This is a genomic window from Labedella gwakjiensis (assembly GCF_003014675.1).
GTDB lineage: Bacteria > Actinomycetota > Actinomycetes > Actinomycetales > Microbacteriaceae > Labedella > Labedella gwakjiensis.
Genome location: NZ_PYAU01000001.1, coordinates 238,784 through 256,579, shown reverse-complemented (window position 1 = coordinate 256,579; position 17,796 = coordinate 238,784). Strand labels below are relative to the sequence as shown.

Genomic DNA, 17,796 nt, shown 5'->3' with positions numbered 1-17,796 from the left:
AATGACGGCTCTGAAGCTCGACGGCCTCGCGGCCGCGGCCGCCATCAAGTCCGAACTCCGAGCGCGCGTCGATGTCCTGCGCGAACGCGGAATCGTCCCAGGGCTCGGCACGCTCCTCGTAGGCGACGACCCCGCCTCCCGTAGCTACGTCGCGGGCAAGCACCGCGACTGCGCGGAGGTGGGCATCGAGTCGATCCGCGTCGACCTTCCCGCGACCGCTTCGCGAGAGGACGTGCTCGCCGCCGTCCGCGACCTCAACGCCGCTCCCGAGGTCACGGGCTACATCGTGCAGCTGCCGCTGCCGGCAGGCATCGACGAGAACGAGATCCTCGAGGCGATCGACCCGGACAAGGACGCCGACGGCCTCCATCCCACGAACCTCGGGAGACTCGTGCTCGGTGTCGCGGGCGAGCTCACGTCGCCGCTTCCCTGCACCCCCGCCGGCATCGTGGAACTCCTGCGTCGGAACGACGTCCCCCTCGCCGGACAGCATGTGACCGTGATCGGTCGCGGCCTCACGGTGGGTCGCCCGCTCGGGCTTCTCCTCACCCGCAAGGGCATCGACGCGACCGTCACCCTCACGCACTCGCGCACGCCCGATATCGCCGCCGAGGTCCGCCGCGCCGACATCGTGGTCGCGGCCGTCGGGGTGCCCCACCTCGTGAAACCCGAGTGGATCAAGCCGGGCGCCGCTGTGGTGGACGTCGGGGTGACGCGCGTCGGCACCACCGAGAGCGGGAAGGCGAAGCTCTCCGGCGACGTCGACCCGGCTGTGGCGGACGTGGCGGGATGGCTGTCGCCGAACCCCGGGGGAGTCGGTCCCATGACCCGAGCCCTCCTCGTCTCGAACGTCGTGCAGTCGGCGGAACGGGCCTGATCGCGCCCGTGACCGAGCAGAGAACCCATCCGGCTGTCGAGCGCGTCCGTTCTGCGCTCGCCGCCTCGGGCGTCCCCGCCGAGGTCGTGTGGTTCGACGACAGCGCGAAGACCGCGGCGGAGGCCGCCGCGGCGATCGGCTGCGACGTGGGCGCGATCGCGAACTCCCTCGTGTTCACGCTCGACGGGGAGCCCGTCCTCGTGATGACGAGTGGCTCCCACCGGGTCGACACGGCCTTCCTCGGCGCGCTGATCGGTGGCCGGCTCAAGCGCGCAGACGCCGACGTGGTCAAGGCCGCGACGGGTCAGGTGATCGGCGGCGTCGCGCCCGTGGGTCACCCGTCGCCGATCCGCACCTGGGTGGACACGACTCTCGCCGAGTACCCCGAGATCTGGGCAGCGGCGGGTCACGCCCACACGGTGTTCCCGACGACCTTCGACGAGCTCGTCCGCGTCACGCGCGGCACGCCGACACCGGTCGTCGCCGACTGACGGCGCCGGTCGGCGGTGTTCGATCACGGCAGGGTGCTGTACGCCTCCATCATCGTCGCGAGACGGTCCGTCTCCTCTGGGGAGAGATCATCGGCGTAGTAGCGATAGATGTTGCCCGTCGAGATGGCGGCGGCCTCGTGAGCCCGACCGTCACGGATCGCGGACACGAGGGCGCGCGCATCCCGCGCACTCGTCCGCACACGGGCGCTCCGATCCGTGTCGCTCGTGAGGCGACGGTCGATCATCTCCGCCATGACGCCGCCGACGACGTTGCCGCAGATCTCGAGCATCTGGTTGTGCGAGGCGCGCCGGATCGCCTGGTGGAACCGATTGACGCGCTCGCCGAAGCGTCCGTCCGGCTGGTCGGCGAGGTCGGCGATGTCCTCTCCTCGTGCGGTGATGTCGGCGAGCTCGTCGTCGGTGCGTTCCGTCGCGGCGAGGAGGCTCGCGTGGCCCTCGAGCAGCAGGCGGAACTGCAGGAGCTCCACGCGCGACACCGAGTCGAGCTGGGCGAGCTTCGCCATCGACTTCTCGAGCACGCGGGGCGAGAACGCCGTGACGACGGGGCCGCGCGGGTCGCCCGGTCGCGACTCGACGACACCGGTCGCCTGGAGGACGCGCATCGCCTCGCGGACGGTCGCGCGACTCACGCCGAAATCGGCCATGAGCTGGCGTTCGCTCGGCAACCGGTCTCCCGCGCCGTACGTGCCGTCACTGATGGCCTGTTCGATCTGACCGACGATGATCTCGTACGCGTTGACCTTCTGCACGGGTGTGAAACTCATCGTCCTCCTCCTCGGCGCCGACCGCTGATGGGCGGTGTCCAGTGGTCGATCCGCCCGACGATGATCTCGTGCGCGTTGACCTTCCGCACGGGTGTGAAGCTCATCGCTCTTCCTCTCGGTGCCGATCGACGGCCGGTTCGTGGACGTGACGGACCGGTGTGTTTCGAGAAATGGGGACGGACGTTACATCTATGTTTCCCCGCTTGACGCTCTCTTCGGCGTCAGCCTAGCGTGTCCGTTACTGGTCTGACCAGTAACCCGGCTCCTCGTTCCACGCCGGTCTCCTCGACTCCCTCCCCGACTTCCAAGGAGCTCCATGAACGCCCGCACTCCCCGCCGTTTCCTGGCGACGACGGCCGCCGTCGCGGCCGCCGCGCTCACCCTGTCCGCCTGTTCGGCCGGGAGCTCGTCCGGCGGTGGAAGCACCGAGTCCGACGCGGTCGTCATCGGTCTCACCGGTGAACCCGTCAACCTCGACTTCACGACCACGTCGGGCGCCGCGATCCCGCAGGTCGTCATGAACAACGTGTACGAGGGCCTCGTCACGATCGACCAGGACGGGAACCTCCAGCCGCAGCTCGCCGAGAGCTGGGAGGTGAGCGAGGACGGGACCGTCTACGACTTCGCCCTGCACGACGGCGTGACCTTCTCCGACGGCGAGGACTTCACGGCCGCCGACGTCGTCTTCAGCATCGAACGGGTGCAGAGCGACGCCTGGCTCAACGGGACGAAGACCAAGATGGACGTCGTCGACTCGGTCGAGGCCGTCTCCGACACCGAGGTGCGCGTCACGCTCAGCCGGCCGAGCAACGCGTGGCTCTTCGACATGGGCACGTACGTGGGCGCGATGTTCTCCGAGACGGGCGTCGACGATCTCGCCACCTCGCCGATCGGAACGGGCCCGTACACCGTCGAGAGCTTCGTGAGCGGCGACCGCATCACGCTCGCCGGCCGCGACGACTACTGGGGCGAGGAGCCCGACATCACCGACGTGACGCTGCGCTACTTCGCGGACGCCGTCGCGAGCACGAATGCGCTCCGGTCCGGGGACATCGACATGGTCTACAACATGCAGGCGCCCGATCTCATGGGCCAGTTCGAGTCCGACGACGCCTTCCAGGTGATCGAGGGAACGTCGAACGGCGAGATCCTCCTCTCGATGAACAACAGGATCGCCCCCTTCGACGACGTGCGCGTGCGCCAGGCCGTCATGTACGCGATCGACCGTCAGGCCGTCATCGACGCCGCGTGGGCCGGCTACGGAACCGAGATCGGCGCCATGGTGCCCCCGACGGACCCGTACTACGAGGACCTCACGGACATGTACCCGTACGACCCCGAGAAGGCCCGCGAGCTCCTCGCCGAGGCGGGGGCGGAGAACCTCTCCATCACGTTCGACGTGCCGACCCGTCCATACGCCACGGCCGTCTCCGAGATCGTCGTCTCGCAGCTCGCCGAGGTGGGGATCGACGCGTCGATCCAGTCGTCCGAGTTCCCCGCGGTGTGGCTCGACAAGGTCTTCACCCAGGCCGACTACCAGATGTCCGTGATCCTCGCCGTCGAGGCCCGCGACGTGCTCGCGACCTTCAACAACCCCGACTACTACATCGGCTACGACAACTCGAAGATCGCAGACGAGGTCATCGCGGCCGACTCGGGCACGCCGGAGGAGTACGAGAGCGGCATGAAGGAGGTCGTCCGCACCATCACGGAGGACGCCGCCTCCGACGTGCTGTTCCTGTTCCCGAACCTCGTCGTGGCGAAGGCCGGTCTCGGCGGGATCGCGGCGAACGCGGTGACCGAGTCCCTCATCCTGTCGGGTCTCACCTGGTCGGAGTGATCCGAGAACACCACCACCTCGAGAGATAAGGAGAGCGGGTATGGTGCGACGACTGCTCAGCAGCCTCGGACAGTTCCTGGCCACGCTGCTCGTCGCGACGGCGCTCATCTTCGTGATGCTGCGCGTGATGCCGGGCGACCCCGCCGTGGTCGCCCTGGGCATCAACGCGACCCCGGAGGCGCTCGCCCAGTGGCGGGCGGAGTACGGGACGGACCAGTCGCTCGGTCTGCAGTACCTGCAGTGGATGGGCGGCCTCGTCCGCGGTGACTTCGGTACGTCCTACGTGACGTCGCAGGACCTGTCGCCGCTCATCGCCGACCGGGTGCAGGTGACCCTCATCCTCGTGGGTCTCTCGATGGTCGTGGCCCTCCTCGTGGCCGTCCCGCTCGGGGTGCTGGCGGCGGTCCGCCACCAGCACCCCTCAGGGGTGGTCCTCTCCGGCATCTCGCAAGTGGGTGTCGCAGTCCCCAACTTCCTCGTCGGCGTGCTCCTCGTGGCCGTGTTCGCTGTGCACCTCGGGTGGTTCCCATCGGGCGGCTGGGTCGCCCCGGCCGACGATCCCGTCGAGTTCCTCCGCCGCCTCGTCCTGCCCGTGATCGCGCTCGGTTCGGTGCAGGCCGCGATCATCACGCGCTACGTGCGCTCGGCCGTGCTCGAGATCATGCGGGAGGACTTCCTGCGCACGGCCCGCGCCAAGGGGCTCACGAAGGGTGCCGCGCTCGTGCGTCACGGGCTCCGGAACGCCGGAGTCCCCGTGGTGACGATCGTCGGCGTGCAGCTCGCGGCCATGCTCATCGGCTCCGTCGTGATCGAACGCGTCTTCGTGATCCCGGGCCTCGGGAGCCTCCTCGTCGATTCCGTCGGCAACCGCGACCTCCTCGCGGTGCAGGCGATCGTCGCGGTGCTCGTGCTCCTCGTCATCGTCATCAACCTCCTCGTCGACCTCGCCTACACCGTGCTCGACCCCCGACTGAGAAAGGCGGCGTGAGGATGACCACGCAGCTTCCCACCCCCGACGCACTCGGCGTCTCGGTGCCGCCTCCCGCGACGGAGGCGCGACGTCGCCGAGCCCGTCCCGGGACCCAGCTCGTGATCGGAGCGTCGCTCATCGGGCTCGTCGCGATCGTCGCGCTCGTGTCCCTCGTGTGGACGCCCTACGATCCCGTGGCGACCGTCGCCTCCGACCGCCTCCAGTTCCCGAGCGCCGAGCACTGGTTCGGCACCGACCGCTTCGGACGTGACGTGTTCTCGGCCGTGATGGTGGGATCGCAGATCACGCTCCTCGTCGGCTTCATCGCCGTCGGCATCGCGGTCGTCGTCGGTGTGCCGCTCGGCATCCTCGCCGGCATGCGGCAGGGGCGCCTGGGCGACCTCATCATGCGCGGCAACGACATCCTCCTCGCGTTCCCCGGGCTCCTCCTCGCGATCATCTTCGGCGCCGTGTTCGGAGCCGGAACGGTCACGGCGATGGTCGCCCTCGGAATCGGCTCGATCCCGGCGTTCGCCCGCGTCGCCCGCAGCGGCACCCTTCAGGTGATGAAGACCGACTACGTCTTCGCCGCCCGTGCCGCGAACCGCTCGGAGCTCCGCATCGCCCTCCGGCACGTCCTCCCGAACATCAGCGGCATGATCGTCGTGCAGTGCTCGGTGAACTTCGGCATCGCCGTCCTCGCCGAGGCTGGCCTGTCGTTCCTCGGCCTCGGCACCATGCCCCCCACCCCGTCGTGGGGTCGCATGCTGCAGGAGTCGCAGCAGTTCCTCGGCTCCCACGACTACCTCGCCATCGCCCCCGGTCTCGCGATCGCTGTCGCGGTGCTCGGGTTCAACCTCCTCGGAGACGGTCTGCGCGACCGCTTCGACCCCAAGATGAGGAGCAACCGATGACCTCGACAGACTTCGCGGTCGACGTCCGTGGCCTCACGGTGACCGCCGGACGCACGACCCTCGTCGACGACATCTCGTTCCGCATCGCTCCGGGCGAGCGGGTGGGCCTGATCGGCGAGTCCGGTTCGGGCAAGTCGGTGACCTCGACGGCCATCATGGGGCTTCTGCCCGACACGCTGCGGACGAGCGGGAGCGTGACCGTCGCCGGCGCAGAGGACAACCTCCTCGGCCGGAGCGACGCTCGCCTGGCGAAACTCCGCGGCTCGGCGATGTCGATGGTCTTCCAGGAGCCCATGACGGCACTGAACCCGCTCATGCGAGTCGGTCGCCAGGTCGCCGAGATCATGACCATCCACCGCACAGCCTCGGCAGCCGAGTCCGAGAAGCGTGCGGTCGAGCTGCTCGCCGACGTGGGCCTGCCGAGCCCGGCCGAGTCGGCGAAGGCCTACCCTCACCAGCTGTCGGGAGGCCAGCGGCAGCGCGTCATGCTCGCGATGGCCCTCGCCAACGACCCGGCTCTTCTCGTCTGCGACGAACCGACGACGGCGCTCGACGTGACGGTGCAGAAGCAGGTCCTCGACCTCGTGCTCCGCTCGGTGACAGAACGCGGCACCGGACTCCTCTTCATCACGCACGACCTCGCCGTCGTCGCGAGCGTGTGCGAACGCGTCCTCGTCATGAACGCGGGTGTCGTGGTGGAGGAGGGGCCGATCGAGACGGTCTTCACCCGCCCGCAGCACCCGTACACGCGGGGCCTCCTCGCGGCGTCCGACCTCACCGCGACCGACGCGGACGGCCGGCTGTTCACGATCGCCACGGCAGCGGGATACGACCCCACGCGGTTGCGTGCGGCGGACGAGACGCCGGCCGAGAACGAAAGGACAGCCGAGAACGATGTGACAGCCGAGAACGAGGTGACAGCCGAGAACGAGGTGACAGCCGAGAACGAGGTGACGGCCGCCCTCGCTGCCGCCTCGATCGCGGAGCCGGAACCGGACGACACGGAACCGGAGGCTTCGCAGGCACCGGCCCCCATCGTGAGCGTGCGCGGACTGACGAAGACCTACGTGCGCTCCCGGAGCGGCATCTTCGGCCGCGCCACCCGGGTCGAGGCGCTCCGCGGTCTCGACTTCGACATCCACGAGGGCGAACGCTTCGGCATCGTGGGGGAGTCCGGCTCGGGGAAGTCGACTCTGCTGCGCATCCTCTCGGGACTCGACCAGCCGACCTCCGGAGAGGTCGAGGTCGTCGGGACGTCGCTTCGCGGTGCGAAGGAGAAGGACCTCGGCGAGCTGCGGCGCACGCTGCAGATCGTCTTCCAGGACCCGATGGGATCCCTCGACCCGCGGATGACGGTCGGCGACATCGTGGCCGAACCTCTCCTCAACCCGGCGAATCTGCGCTCGGGCATCGCCGCGTCGAAGACCGAACGCCGCCGCCTCGTCGCGGAGATGCTCGACCACGTCGGCCTCCCCGCTTCGTCGGTCGAACGCTTCCCGCACGAGTTCTCGGGGGGTCAGCGGCAGCGCATCTCCATCGCGCGAGCCCTCGTCTGCCGTCCCCGCGTGCTCGTCGCGGACGAACCCGTGAGCGCTCTCGACGTCTCGGTGCGCGCACAGGTCCTCAACCTGCTCGCCGACCTCGTCGACGAGTACGGGCTGACGCTCATCTTCGTCTCGCACGATCTCGGCGTCGTGCGCCACCTGTGCGACACCGTCGCGGTGATGCGCGAGGGCGAGATCGTCGAGACGGGCCCGACCGAGCAGCTCTACGACGCCCCTGCCCACGACTACACCCGTCAACTCGTCCTCGCGACGCCGACCCTTCAGCACACATTGGAGCACGCGTGAAAGCCTCGACCACGACCGTCAGAATCAGTGCGCTCGACGCCGCCGACATCGCCGCGGGTTACCGCAGCGGAGCCTTCACCCCGGTGGACGTCGCCCGCGACGTGCTCGACGCCGTCGCCGCGCGCAACGACGAGCTCAACGTCTTCGCGTCCCACGTCCCGGCAGAGGTCATCGCCGACGCGGAGGCGAGCGCTCGCCGGTGGGCTGCCGGCGAACAGCTCGGCGCCCTCGACGGCATACCCGTGACGGTCAAGGAGAACATGCACCGCCGGGGCGTCGCCTATCAGTCGGGGACGGCCGCGGGCAGCCCGGAGTTCCCCGAGTCCGACAACCCGGCGGTCGAGCGGCTGCTCGAGGCCGGTGCCGTGATCGTCGGATCCACGACCATGCCCGACTGGGGCATGCTCTCGTCGGGGGTGTCGAGCCTTCATGGCATCACCCGGAGCCCGTGGAACCCCGACTGGACCGTCGGCGGCTCGAGCGGGGGCGCTGGTGCCGCGGCCGCAGCGGGCTTCGGGCCGATCCACATGGGGAGCGACATCGGCGGATCGGTGAGACTCCCGGCGACGTGGGCCGGACTTGTGGCGCTCAAGCCGAGCGACGGACGCATCCCGCACGACACCCCGTACTTCGGGCGCTCGCTCGGGCCCATCGCGCGCAGCGTCGCCGACGTCGCGCTCGCGATGACCGCCGTCGCGCGCCCGGACTGGCGCGACCACACGTCGCTCCCCGCCGCCGACCTGCCGTGGACGGCACTCGAGGGCGACGTCCGCGGATTGCGCGTGGGCCTGCAGCTCGACCCCGGAGCCGGGATGCCTGTCGATCCCGAGGTGACGGCGTCGGTCAGCGCGGCCGCCGAGCTCTTCGCCTCCGCCGGGGCGGAGGTCGTCGAGGTCGCGCCCGCGCTGACGCCCGAGATGCTCGACGCCGTCGACCTGTTCTGGCGGGTGCGGTTCTGGAACACCTACTCGAAGCTCTCCGTCGCGGACCGGCAGCGGGTGCTCCCGTTCATCGTGCAGTGGTGCTCCGGCGGTGCCGACGTGGCCGGCCGACGGGTGCTCGAGGCGTACGACACGATCCAGGCGATGCGGGCCGCGACCGTCGCCTCCACGCAGCCGTTCGACGTCGTGCTGTCGCCGGTGTCCCCGGTGGCCGCGTTCCCCGCCGAGTGGCCGATGCCCTTCGGCGACGGCGACGAGGGGATGGCGCACATCGCGTACTGCGTGCCCTACAACATGTCGGGTCAGCCGGCCTCGAGCATCAACAGCGGTTTCACGAGCGACGGGCGCACGATCGGCCTGCAGATCTCCGGTCGCCGCCACGACGACCTCGGCGTCCTGCGTGCCTCCGCCTGGTACGAGGCTGCTCGCCCGGCGTCCGCGTCCCCGGAGTTCCCCATCCGCTGACCCGAGCGTTCGCGCGATACTGGGGAAGCCGGACCACGGGGGTCCGGAGGCACGGCGACGGTGAGGAGCGGCCATGGAATACGTCCGGTTGGGTCGGAGCGGTCTGAAGGTCTCGGCGGTCACGCTCGGCTGCATGAGCTACGGCGAACCCGGCCGCGGCTCGCACGAGTGGAGCCTGCCGGAGGACGAGAGCCGCCCGTTCATCCGTCGGGCGCTCGAACTCGGCATCACGACCTTCGACACCGCCGACGTCTACAGCGACGGTTCGAGCGAGGAGATCGTCGGGCGCGCGCTTCGCGATTTCGCTCATCGCGACGACGTCGTCATCGCCACCAAGGTGCACGGCCGGATGCGGCAGAGCCCCAACGGCGGAGGGCTCTCGCGTGCACACATCCTCTCCGCGATCGATGCGAGCCTCGAACGCCTGGGCGTCGACCACGTGGACCTCTACCAGATCCACCGCTGGGACCCCGAGACGCCCATCGAGGAGACGATGGAGGCTCTCCACGACGTGGTGCGCTCAGGGAAGGCGCGCTACATCGGGGCGTCCTCGATGTGGGCGTGGCAGTTCGCGAAGGCGCAGCACATCGCGGACCTCGGCGGCTTCACGCGTTTCGTCTCGATGCAGGACCAGTACAACCTCATCAACCGCGAGGAGGAGCGGGAGATGCACCCGCTGTGCCTCGACCAGGGCGTCGGGGTGCTTCCATGGTCGCCGCTCGCGCGGGGCCGCCTCACGCGGGAGTGGGACGACCGGACCGTCCGCAGCGAGACGGACGTCTTCGGGCAGACCCTCTACGGGCAGCGGGAGGAGAGCGATCGAGCGGTCTCGGAGGCCGTCGCGTGGGTGGCTGAGGAGCGCGGGATCCCGCGCGCCCAGGTCGCCCTCGCGTGGGTCCGCCAGCAGCGAGCCGTGACGTCGCCGATCGTCGGGGCCACGAAGATCGAGCACCTCGAGGACGCCGTGGCCTCGGTCGACATCACCCTCACGGAGGCCGAGACCACGGCGCTCGAGGCGATGTACGTCCCGCGCGACCCCGAAGGCTTCTGACCCCTCCCTCGTCCGCACCTCGGCGGAGGGGGATCTCCGTCGGTCGAGGGACGCGCCGGCTGGGTCTCGAGTGATGCGATGGGGGTATGAGCATCGCACCCTCTCGTCCGACCGATCGCCGACCCCGGAGGGCCCGTACCGTCGCCGGGGCGCTCGCCGCGGCGACCGCCCTCCTCCTCTCCGCGTGCGGAGTTCCGGGCGACGCCGAGGCCACATCGACGCCGACGATGGTCTCGATTCCCGACACCGTCGTCGGTGAGCACATCACCTGGACGCTCGACGCGCTCAACGGGAAGATCGAGCCCACGGCCGCGGATGTCGAGGAGCGGCTCGACGCCGACATGCTCGCGGCCGTGTCGGGCGATCAGATCGTCGACATCATCGGGCAGCTGGGTGCCGGGAAACCGTGGACGCCGACCGCCTACGAGGGCACCGACACACAGGCCTCCGCGACGATCGTGAGCGAGAGCCAAGGGTCGCTCGACGTCCAGGCCTCCGTCGACGGCGACGGGCTGCTCTCCGGACTCCTCTTCACGCCGACACCGGCCGAACGCACGCCCGCGGCGGGCTGGGACGAGCTCGAGGAGAACGTCGGGGCCCTCGATGCGCCGACGAGCCTGCAGGTCACCGAGGTGTCCGGAGGCGAGGTCGGTGAGACCGTGTTCACCGCGGGCGACGACGGTCCGCAGCCGCTCGGCTCGATCTTCAAGCTCTACGTCCTCGGTGCCGTCGTGACGGCGGTCGAGGACGGTCGCCTCGCCTGGGACGATCCGCTCGAGATCACCGACGACCTCAAGAGCCTGCCGTCTGGTGAGCTGCAGGACGAGGAGAGCGGCACGACCGTCACGGTCCAGGAGGCGGCCGAGAAGATGATCGCGATCAGCGACAACACCGCGACGGACATGCTCATGAACGCCGTCGGTCGGGAGGCCGTGGAGGCCGCTCTCGCCGACATGGGGCATTCCGATCCCTCGCTCAACACCCCGTTCCCCTCCACTCGTGCCTTGTTCCAGATCGGCTGGGGCGACGACGCGCTGCGTGACCAGTGGAGGGACGGCGACACCGAGGAGCGTCGCGCGCTGCTCGATGGTCTGCCCGGCGGCCTCGTCGATGTGAAGGCGTCTGACCTGGTGGACGCGGTCTGGGTGGACGGGATCGACTGGTTCGCCACTCCGGACGACCTCGTCGCGGCGCACCTCGCCCTCCAGGAGCTCGCGACGACGACGGCCGGCGAGCCGGTGCGCGACATCCTCTCGGCGAACCCCGGGTTCTCGCCGTCGACGGTGGAGGGCTGGGACTACGTGGCCTTCAAGGGTGGGAGTTCCGTGGGTGTGCTGGCGGGCAGCTGGTACGTCGAGAAGGGAGATGAGGCCTTCGTGATCACTATCCAGTCATCGACGGAGGACCCGGCGGCGCTCGTCGACCAGTCGCTCTACTTCGGCCAGGCGGAGGACGCGTTGACGCTGCTCGCCGACTGATCGGGGCGCGCCGGAGGCCGCCTCGGCGGCGAGGGATTCGAGTTCGCGACGCGCCGCAACCGGATTGACTTATTCGAACATGTGTTCGAATGTTTAACCCATGGCGCAGGCGGTGATCTCTCTCGACTCCAGTATGGAGTCCACCCCTGACTCTGCCTTCGGCGGGGGCGAGGGCGTCGCCGTCGGCGGGGGAGGAGGCGCTGCCTTCGGCGGGGAGAGCGGTGCCGTCGCCGACGCGCGGGCGTCGCTCGACCGCATCCTCGAGCTCCAGGCGCGCATCCGGGGGATGCAGGAGACGACGCTCGACAGCCGGGCGCTCCCCACCGTGCCGGCGCTCACCCCGCTCCTGCCCGGGGGCGCGTTGCGGGCGGGCTCGAGCTACTCGGTGCATCGCTCGTCGTTCCTCGCGATGGCGATGCTCGCCGGACCGAGCGCTGCGGGGTCGTGGTGCGCCGTCGTCGGAGTACCGTCCTTCGGGGCCGAGGCAGCGGCGAAGCTCGGCATCGACCTCGAGCGTCTCGTCCTCGTGCCGGAGCCGGGGGAGCAGTGGCTCGGCGTCACCGCCGCGATGGCCGACGTCGTCACGGTCGTGCTCACCCGATCGCCCGGCCGGGTGAACCCCGGTGACCTCGCTCGGCTCTCGGCCCGCCTCCGTCAGCGCGGCGCCGCTCTCGTGGTGCTCGGCGACTGGCCGCAGAGCGAGGCGACGCTGCGCGTCTCGAGCGCGTCGTGGGAGGGCCTCGGACAGGGCCACGGGCACCTCGCCGCGCGACAGGTCACCGTCACCTCCGAGATCCGTGGGGCTGGCCGTCCGGTCAGCACCACGCTGTGGCTGCCCGACGCACGAGCGGCGGTGAGCGCGGTCGACCCCGTCGCGGAGTCCGGCCGTCCCGGCTCGCTTCACCACCTCGACGAGCACGAGCACGAGCGCGACCAGACCACGAGACCTCCCGTGCGTCACCTTCACCCCGTGGAGGTGGCCTGATGGCGCGCCGCGGATCTGCGGGGGTCGTCCCGGCCACAGCGCCACCGCGTGTCCTTTTGCTGTGGTGCCCCGACTGGCCGGTGATCGCCGCGGCCGTCGCCGCGGGGCTGCCGCCGTCCGCCCCTCTCGCTCTCGTCGTGAAGGGTCTGGTCTTCGCGTGTTCGGCCGCTGCCCGCCGTGAGGGCGTCGCGCGCGGCCTGCGGGTGCGCGAGGCGCAAGCGCGCTGCCCGGCCCTCACAGTGATGCCGTACGACGCCGATCTCGACCACCGCGCGTTCGAACCGGTGATCGCGGCCGTCGAGGCGATCGTGCCAGGGGCCCAGCTCATCCGCCCCGGCACCCTCGCGGTGAAGGCGCGCGGGCCGAGCCGCTATTACGGGGGCGAGGCCGAAGCCGCTACGGCCGTGCTGGCCGTGGTCGCGGACGCGCACCCGACGGCCGGAGAGGAGCCAGCGCCCCCCGGTGTCATCGCCCGGGTGGGCATCGCCGACACCCTCTTCGCCGCCGAGCAGCTCGCGAAGGCCCGGATGCGGGGGCCGGAGGACGCGATCCGCGTGGTCCAGCCCGGCGGTGCTCGCGCGTTCCTCGCGCCTCTGCCGCTGTCCATCTTCGACCGCCCGGAGCTCACCACGGTGCTCCGCCGGCTCGGTGTCGTGACGCTCGAGCACTTCGCGGCCCTCGACGCCGTCGACGTGCGCGACCGGTTCGGGGAGGAGGGCGAGCGGCTGCACCTCCTCGCGAGAGGCCTCGATCCGCGCGACGTGGATGCCCGCACGCCGCCACCCGATCTCGGAGGCGAGGTCGTCTTCGAGACCGCGCTCGACCGCGTCGACCAGATCGCCTTCGCCTTCCGGCAGATGGCCGACGACATCGTCGGCCGGCTGCGTTCAGCGTCGCTCGTCGCCACGGCCATCCGCGTCGAGATCGGCATCGAGGACGTCGGTGTCCGGGAGCGGTCGTGGCTGCACCCGCGCTGGTTCACAGCGTCCGACATCGTCGATCGCGTCCGCTGGCAGATCCAGGGCAACGGTCGTACGGAGGGGCTCGAGGCGGCCGTCGAGCGCATCCGGGTGGAGCCCGAGAGCGTCGACGCGATGTCGCGTCACGAGCAGGGCCTCTGGGGCAGCGGCACCGACGAACGGGTGCACCACGGCTTGTCGCGCGTGCAGAGCATGGTGGGGCACGAGGGGGTCCTCACCGCGCGGGTCACGGGTGGTCGGATGCCGGGGCAGCGGCAGGTACTCGTGCCGTGGGGAGACCGACCACCGGGAGGGGACAAGGCCGTCGAGGAGTCGGCTACCCTGCCATGGCCTGGAGCGATCCCCGGTCCCGCGCCGAGCATCGTCTTCCCGGAACCGCGCCCCGTCCAGGTCATGGGTCCTGACGGACGTTCCGTCGACGTCGACGACCGCGGCGCGTTCACGACTCCTCCCGCCCGCTTCGGCGTGGGGGAGCGGCCAGAGCGCACCTCTCCCGTGAGTGCGTGGGCCGGACCGTGGCCCGTCTCTGAACGCTGGTGGGACTCGGCAGCCCGCAGCCTGCAGAGGGTGCAGCTCGTCGACGAGACGGGAAGAGCCTGGTTGCTCGTCCTCGCCGCCCACCGCTGGTGGGCCGAGGCGGTGTACGACTGATGGGCTACAGCAACCCTCCGATCCCGTGGTCGGAGTTCGAGAAGCAGCTCTCCGACCGCAGACGGCCGGGTGCCCCTCCCGTCGGCGCGGACGGCGGCGACGCCCCGGCGTGGTCGCGGAAGCGCTCGCCGTACGTGCCGGACGAGCCTCGCCCCCTCGAGAGGGTCGGCCCGCGCATCCCCTACGCCGAGCTCCACGCACACTCCACGTTCAGTTTCCTCGACGGCGCATCGCCGCCGGAGAGGCTCGTCGAGGAGGCGGCGCGTCAGGGTCTCGACGCGATCGCCCTCACCGACCACGACGGCCTCTACGGTGTGGTGCGCCTCGCGGAGGCGGCCGACGCGCACAACGCGGCCCGCTCACACCTCGACGGTCCGGCGGAGGGGGCGGATGCGCCCGAGCTCGGCACCGTCTTCGGGGCGGAGCTCTCCCTCGGGCTGAGCGGCCCGCAGAACGGCATGCCCGATCCCGAGGGGCGTCACCTCCTCGTGCTCGCGCGTGGGCAGGAGGGGTATCACCGCCTCGCTGCGGCCATCACATCGGCGCAGCTCTCGGCCGGCGCGGAGAAGGGGCGGCCCCTCTACGACCTCGACGACCTAGCGTCGGCAGCCGACGGCACGTGGCAGATCCTCACGGGATGCCGGAAGGGCGCCGTCCGCCACGCCCTCGATCGTGAGGGACCCGACGCGGCCGACCGCGAGGTGCGGCTGCTGCTCGATCGTTTCGGTCGCGAGAACGTGGCGGTCGAACTCATCGATCACGGGAACCCGGGCGATAGCGCGGCGAACGACGCCCTCGCCCTCGTCGCCGCGCGGTTGGACCTCCCCGTGGTCGCGACAGGGAACGTGCACTACGCGACCCCGCAGGACTTCCCGGTGGCCACGGCTCTCGCCGCCGTCAGGGCACGCCGCAGCCTCGACGAGCTGGACGGGTGGCTGCCGGCGGCCCCGACGGCCCATCTGCGGAGCGGCGCGGAGATGGCCGCCCGGTTCGCGCGCTACCCCGGTGCCGTGGAGCGCACCGTCGACTACGCGGAGGAACTCGGCTTCCGGTTGAGGAGCCTCAAGCCCGGCCTCCCGAAGCAGGACGTGCCCGAGGGGCACACCCCCATGAGCTGGTTGCGCGAGCTCACGTGGCGCGGGGCCGAGCGGCTCTACCCGGGTATGGACGAGGCGAAGCGCGTCCGCATCGAGCGCGAGCTGCAGGTGATCGAGGAGAAGGACTTCCCCGGGTACTTCCTCATCGTCCACGACATCGTGCAGTTCGCCCGGAAGCGCGGCATCCTCTGCCAGGGCCGGGGCTCCGCGGCGAACTCGGCGGTCTGCTACCTCATCGACATCACGGCGGTCGACTCGATCCGCTACGGGCTGCCCTTCGAGCGCTTCCTCTCGAGCATGCGCGACGAGGAGCCCGACATCGACGTGGACTTCGACTCCGACCGGCGGGAGGAGGTCATCCAGTACGTCTACGAGAAGTACGGTCGCTTCAACGCCGCCCAGGTCGCGAACGTCATCACCTACCGACCGAAGGGCGCCGTGCGCGACATGGCGAAGGCGCTCGGGCACAGCCCCGGCCAGCAGGACGCGTGGTCCCGGCAGGTGGAGCGGTGGGGCGCTCTCACCTCCACGGAGGATCACGACATCCCCGACGCCGTGATCGACCTCGCCCAGGAGGTGCTCGGGTTTCCTCGACACCTCGGCATCCACTCGGGCGGAATGGTCCTCACCGATCGCCCCGTCGGCGAGGTGTGCCCCATCGAGAACGCCCGCATGGAGAAGCGCACGGTGCTGCAGTGGGACAAGGACGACTGCGCATGGATGGGGCTCGTGAAGTTCGACCTCCTCGGCCTCGGGATGCTCGCAGCCCTCCAGTACTCCTTCGACCTCGCCGACGAGCATTGCGGGGAGCGCTGGGATCTGCAGACGATGCCGAAGGAGGAGAAGGGCGTCTACGACCAGTTGTGCCACGCCGACTCCATCGGGGTGTTCCAGGTGGAGAGCCGGGCGCAGATGGGCACGCTCCCGAGGCTGCGCCCCCGACGCTTCTACGACCTCGTGATCGAGGTGGCGCTCGTGCGCCCCGGCCCGATCCAGGGTGGGGCCGTGCACCCGTACATCCGGCGCCGCACGGGGGAGGAGGACGTCTCCTACCTGCATCCGTCGCTCGAACCGGTGCTCGAGCGCACCCTCGGGGTCCCGCTCTTCCAGGAGCAGCTCATGCAGATGGCGATGACCGTCGGCGGCTGCACGGGGGAGGACGCCGACCTGCTGCGCCGGGCCATGGGGTCGAAACGCGGGCAGGAGAAGATCGAGACGCTGCGGGAGAAGCTCTACGCGGGCATGGCGGGCAACGGCATCGTCGGAGAGGACGCCGACACGATCTACGCGAAGATCCAGGCGTTCGCGAACTTCGGCTTCGCGGAGAGCCATTCGATCAGCTTCGCGCTGCTCGTGTACGCGAGCGCATGGATGCGGCTGCACTACCCTGCGGCCTTCCTCGCCGCCCTGCTGCGCGCGCAGCCGATGGGCTTCTACTCGCCGCAGAGCCTCGTGGCCGATGCGCGCGCCCACGGCGTGACGGTGCTCCGTCCGGACATCCTCCTCTCGGGTGTGGAGGCCGGCCTCGAGACGATGGGATCGGAGACGGGGGGCACGGGTCCCGACTCGTGCGTGTGCGGCGAGCAGCCTCCGGTCGGCCTCTTCGATCGGGACGCCCCCTTCGATACGCGCGATCATCGTCGTGACGGGAACCACGCCGTCCGGCTCGGGCTCGCCGAGGTGGGCTCGATCGGCACACGCAAGGCGGAGCAGATCGTCGCCGAACGCGACCGCGGCGGCGCCTATGCCGACATGTCGGATCTCGCGCGCCGGGTGGGGCTGACGACGCCGCAGCTGGAGGCGCTCGCAGCGGCCGGTGCGTTCGAGGGTCTGGGGGAGTCCCGGCGCTCGTCGATGTGGGGCGCGGCGCACGCGGCGGCCGAACGTCCGGATCAGCTCGCAGGCACCCAGATCACGGTGCAACCCCCGCTCTTCGGTTTGATGTCGGACGCCGAGCGGCTCATCGCCGACCTGTGGTCGACGGGCATCTCGCCGGACGACCACCCGATGCGACACCTGCGTCCTCCCCTCGACGACCGCGGTGTCCTCGCCGTCGAAGCGCTCCGTACGGCGGAGTCGGGCAGGCGGATCGAGGTGGCCGGCGTCGTGACGCATCGGCAGCGTCCCGCGACCGCGAGTGGGATCACCTTCATGAACCTCGAGGACGAGACGGGGCTCGTCAACATCGTGTGCAGTGTCGGCGTGTGGGGGCGCTATCGTCGGGTCGCTCGCGAGGCTCCGGCGATGATCGTCCGGGGCGTGCTCGAGCGGTCGCCCGACGGCGTCATCAACGTCGTGGCCGACCGCATGGAGTGGCTCACCATGTCCGCCAAAACCACCTCCCGCAACTTCCAATAACCCACAGGGCTACTCCCGAGCGAGGGCGCCAGATGTATGTGGCGCCCTCGACGCGGATCTGTC

General features: G+C 70.3%; 13 protein-coding genes. 12 read left to right on the top strand and 1 reads right to left on the bottom strand.

Annotated features, from left to right (window positions below):
• Window position 1: 1 nt before the first annotated feature.
• The gene (locus tag CLV49_RS01180) at window positions 2-877 is read left to right on the top strand and encodes a bifunctional methylenetetrahydrofolate dehydrogenase/methenyltetrahydrofolate cyclohydrolase (protein WP_106561894.1); all 876 of its coding nucleotides are present in this window, start codon (window positions 2-4) and stop codon (window positions 875-877) included.
• Between the two features lie 8 nt (window positions 878-885).
• Window positions 886-1,368, top strand: coding sequence for a YbaK/EbsC family protein (locus CLV49_RS01175; protein ID WP_424978909.1), 483 nt, complete (start codon window positions 886-888; stop codon window positions 1,366-1,368).
• 23 nt (window positions 1,369-1,391) lie between these two features.
• On the opposite strand, the gene CLV49_RS01170 is transcribed toward CLV49_RS01175, so the two are convergent.
• Window positions 1,392-2,153, bottom strand: a complete 762-nt coding sequence (locus tag CLV49_RS01170; protein WP_106561892.1) for a FadR/GntR family transcriptional regulator — start codon at window positions 2,151-2,153, stop codon at window positions 1,392-1,394.
• Between the two features lie 316 nt (window positions 2,154-2,469).
• Here CLV49_RS01170 and CLV49_RS01165 point away from each other — a divergent pair, with 316 nt between their 5' ends.
• From CLV49_RS01165 to CLV49_RS01120, 10 genes are all read left to right on the top strand, one after another.
• On the top strand, window positions 2,470-3,993 hold the full coding sequence (locus CLV49_RS01165) for an ABC transporter substrate-binding protein (RefSeq protein WP_106561891.1): 1,524 nt from the start codon (window positions 2,470-2,472) through the stop codon (window positions 3,991-3,993).
• A 40-nt stretch (window positions 3,994-4,033) separates the two neighbouring features.
• Window positions 4,034-4,981, top strand: coding sequence for an ABC transporter permease (locus tag CLV49_RS01160; RefSeq protein ID WP_106561890.1), 948 nt, complete (start codon window positions 4,034-4,036; stop codon window positions 4,979-4,981).
• Window positions 4,982-4,983: 2 nt separating this feature from the next.
• Window positions 4,984-5,877, top strand: coding sequence for an ABC transporter permease (locus CLV49_RS01155; RefSeq protein ID WP_106561889.1), 894 nt, complete (start codon window positions 4,984-4,986; stop codon window positions 5,875-5,877).
• Window positions 5,874-7,727, top strand: a complete 1,854-nt coding sequence (locus tag CLV49_RS01150; RefSeq protein ID WP_106561888.1) for a dipeptide ABC transporter ATP-binding protein — start codon at window positions 5,874-5,876, stop codon at window positions 7,725-7,727. Before CLV49_RS01155 ends, CLV49_RS01150 begins: the two co-directional genes overlap by 4 nt.
• Window positions 7,724-9,133, top strand: coding sequence for an amidase (locus CLV49_RS01145; protein ID WP_208019889.1), 1,410 nt, complete (start codon window positions 7,724-7,726; stop codon window positions 9,131-9,133). The genes CLV49_RS01150 and CLV49_RS01145 overlap by 4 nt, the downstream gene beginning before the upstream one ends.
• Before the next feature lie 73 nt (window positions 9,134-9,206).
• Window positions 9,207-10,184 carry an aldo/keto reductase gene (locus tag CLV49_RS01140; RefSeq protein ID WP_106561887.1) on the top strand — a complete coding sequence of 326 codons (978 nt, stop codon included), beginning with the start codon at window positions 9,207-9,209 and terminating at the stop codon, window positions 10,182-10,184.
• Window positions 10,185-10,270: 86 nt separating this feature from the next.
• Window positions 10,271-11,662: a serine hydrolase gene (locus CLV49_RS01135; RefSeq protein ID WP_106561886.1), complete on the top strand. Its 1,392-nt coding sequence runs from the start codon at window positions 10,271-10,273 to the stop codon at window positions 11,660-11,662.
• Between the two features lie 100 nt (window positions 11,663-11,762).
• Window positions 11,763-12,647, top strand: a complete 885-nt coding sequence (locus tag CLV49_RS01130) for a hypothetical protein (protein ID WP_106561885.1) — start codon at window positions 11,763-11,765, stop codon at window positions 12,645-12,647.
• Window positions 12,647-14,278: a DNA polymerase Y family protein gene (locus tag CLV49_RS01125; protein WP_106561884.1), complete on the top strand. Its 1,632-nt coding sequence runs from the start codon at window positions 12,647-12,649 to the stop codon at window positions 14,276-14,278. Before CLV49_RS01130 ends, CLV49_RS01125 begins: the two co-directional genes overlap by 1 nt.
• Window positions 14,278-17,733, top strand: coding sequence for an error-prone DNA polymerase (locus CLV49_RS01120; RefSeq protein ID WP_106561883.1), 3,456 nt, complete (start codon window positions 14,278-14,280; stop codon window positions 17,731-17,733). The genes CLV49_RS01125 and CLV49_RS01120 overlap by 1 nt, the downstream gene beginning before the upstream one ends.
• Window positions 17,734-17,796: the final 63 nt, after the last annotated feature.